Below are 2,656 nucleotides of genomic sequence, written 5' to 3' on the forward strand. Positions count from 1 at the left end.
CGCTCTCACTCAGGACGTCCATAACGACGTCCTTATGGACGTCTCTTACGCGCTCAACTCACCTCCCGGCAGGCGGCCTCAACCGGTCGGTTACGCTCTTCGTGCAGCGCCTTCAGGGAAGCCACTACGCCGCCGGCGCCCAGACCCGTCACGATCCCGTACTCAGCTAAGTGGCCGCGCAGCGCGTTGATCAGCATGGTGCGCTGCCGGACCATCAGGTCGCGACTTTTATAGAGCATGAGCACCGCTTGCTGCTCGACCGACTTCACTGCGACAAAACGCATCGTCGGACGGGTGACCGCCTCGCAGATCGCTTCGGCATCCGCTGCATCGGTCTTCCCACGCTTCACATACGGCTTAACATAGGCTGGCGGGATGAGGCGCACCTCATGGCCGATCGCCATCAACTCGCGCGCCCAGTGATGCGCCGAGGCACACGCTTCCATGCCGACTAGGCAAGGCGGCAACTCAGTGAAGAAGCGGATGACTTCGGTCCTGCGTAGCTTGCGCCGGCTCAGCACTGCGCCATCGGCGGCGATGGCGTGAACCTGAAACACATTCTTCGCCAGATCCAATCCGACGGTGACAACCTCCTGCTCCATGGAACGACTCCTAGACGTGGACCTACAACGACCACATCATCGCACAGCTACGCTGGTGCGGAGGTCGTCCACAACATCACGTCAAGACGCACTCGTATTTCAGAGAGCGCCAGAGGCGCTCGATGAAGACATTGTCCATCCACCGCCCCCGACCAATCCATGCTGATGCGGACCTCGGCGTCGCGCAGCACGCTGGTGAAGGCGAAGCTAGTGAACTGGCTGCCTTGGTCAGTGTTGAGTAACCGTCCGACTGTTACCGCGGTGCTTGGACCTTGAAGCGAGCGGCGAGGCCAGGGTCATCGACGAAGTCGGCAAGAAAGTCTTGCCAGGCTTTGGTTGTAAGGCGCGCATCGCTGAGCATGTCGCTCAGCTCCTCGATGCCATGATCGGTTAGCGCGGCGATGGCCTCATCGGGCCGGTGTAGACACTGATGATGTTGCCGTAGGTGAGGTTGTCATCATTGGAGACGATCGCTTCGAGCAACTCGACGTCCTCGTCGAGCATCGTGGCGACATAATCGAGGGTGGTAATAGACGTGACGGCAGCCATCAGGCGGCCAATGCTTGTGGGGTGGTCCGCGGCGCCCAGTTCCACGGCAGCAGCTCGTCGATCCTGTTGATCTTGTGATCGTGGATGCGATTGAGCAGGTCGGTGATGTAGGCTTGGGGGTCGAGGCCGTTCATCTTGGCGGTTTCGATGAGCGTCATGGCGCGGGCGAGAGTTTGGGCACCAGCCTCAGAGCCAGCAAATAGCCAGTTGGACGCCTCGAAGAACCGCCTATTTTCGGCGTGACGGCGGTATGATGGCGCACGAAGTGCGGCTCGGCACTGTTTCGGGGCGGTAATCTTCTGAATTTCGTGGTGGCTCAAGGCTCGAAGACCGGTTTCGGCATCATGCGGGCGCAATACGCCCCTCGAGCCAGGTGAGACGCTGGAAGTTATAGGCCAGGTTTGCCATCCCGATCTTGATGCGGGCGCGGGCGATGCCGATGGTGCGAACGACGAGCCCCATGCGGTGCTTTTGGCCGGCGAACACGTGCTCGACGGCTGAGCGGACTGCCGACCGCCTCGCATTGGCTCGCGTGATGCGCTTGGGCATGGGCCGGCGGTGCGGCTTGCGCTGATGGATGTTGCTGGTGAACATGCCTTTGGCCAGGAACGCCTCGTTCTTCTTGGAGCGGTAGGCTGTATCGGCCCATACGCCCGACGCCGTGTTGTCAGGGCTGATGAGGACCGGCAGCCTTGCACCATCATGAGCATTGGCGGCGCTGGCATCCCAGGTGCGGATCAGGCCATGCGTGCGGTCGATGCCTATGTGGTTCTTGTAGCCGAACATCGGGATGGCGAGGTCGACCGGCTTGAACGCCTTGGGATCAGCGCCCTCCTTCACCTTGGCTTTGGTGTACTTGACGCTCCAGCGCGCATCGCGGTCCTTCTGGCGGAGCTTGGCAGGCTTGTCCTTCCAGTGCTCGGGGATCCGGCCTTCCTTGATCGCCGCCTTCTCCTCCTGGGTGTTGCGCTGCTTGGGTGCCGGTACAACCGTGGCGTCGATGATCTGCCCGCCCATGGCGAGATAGCCCCGGTCGGTTAGCGCCGCATTGAAGCGGACGAACAGCCGGTCGATCGCCTTGGCTTTGACCAGCCTCTCGCGGAAAAGCCACACCGTCGTCGCGTCGGGCACCGTGCCGTCCAGCCCGAGCCCCAGGAACCGCTGGAACGAGAGCCGGTCCTTGATCTGGAACTCGGTCGCCTCGTCCGACAGCGAATACAGTGCCTGGAGCACCAAGATCTTGAACATCAGGACCGGATCGAACGGCGGCCTGCCCCCCTTGCCGCGGGCGCTCCGCCGCAGCGCCGCCACCAACGGACCGCGGAAAACCTCGAAGTCGACGACGGCCGTAAGCCGTTCAAGCGGATCGCCCGCGGCGCTGAGCGCCTCGTATCGGTCCGAAAGGTCAAAGAAACCCGGCTGTCCCGCCATCATCGCCTCCGCTCTCACGAAAGGCAGTGAATCAGCTCAGGCCGCTATGCGCCAGAGGTTTTTCGAGGCGTCCA

General features: G+C 62.2%; 2 protein-coding genes and 3 pseudogenes. All 5 read right to left on the bottom strand.

What is annotated here, in order from left to right; genetic code table 11:
* Positions 1-113: 113 nt before the first annotated feature.
* Positions 114-602, bottom strand: a pseudogene (locus ABUH87_RS11115) (IS110 family RNA-guided transposase); the annotation flags it as partial.
* A 91-nt stretch (positions 603-693) separates the two neighbouring features.
* A pseudogene (locus ABUH87_RS11120) lies at positions 694-844 on the bottom strand (IS3 family transposase); the annotation flags it as partial.
* 148 nt (positions 845-992) lie between these two features.
* Complete coding sequence (locus ABUH87_RS11125; RefSeq protein ID WP_367773522.1) at positions 993-1,151, bottom strand: hypothetical protein; 159 nt, start codon at positions 1,149-1,151, stop codon at positions 993-995.
* A pseudogene (locus ABUH87_RS11130) lies at positions 1,151-1,360 on the bottom strand (transposase domain-containing protein); the annotation flags it as partial. The pseudogene ABUH87_RS11130 and the gene ABUH87_RS11125, both read right to left, overlap by 1 nt.
* Positions 1,361-1,493: 133 nt before the next feature.
* The gene (locus ABUH87_RS11135; RefSeq protein WP_367767718.1) at positions 1,494-2,582 is read right to left on the bottom strand and encodes an IS5 family transposase; all 1,089 of its coding nucleotides are present in this window, start codon (positions 2,580-2,582) and stop codon (positions 1,494-1,496) included.
* Positions 2,583-2,656: the final 74 nt, after the last annotated feature.

This window comes from Novosphingobium rhizovicinum (assembly GCF_040813635.1).
GTDB lineage: Bacteria > Pseudomonadota > Alphaproteobacteria > Sphingomonadales > Sphingomonadaceae > Novosphingobium > Novosphingobium rhizovicinum.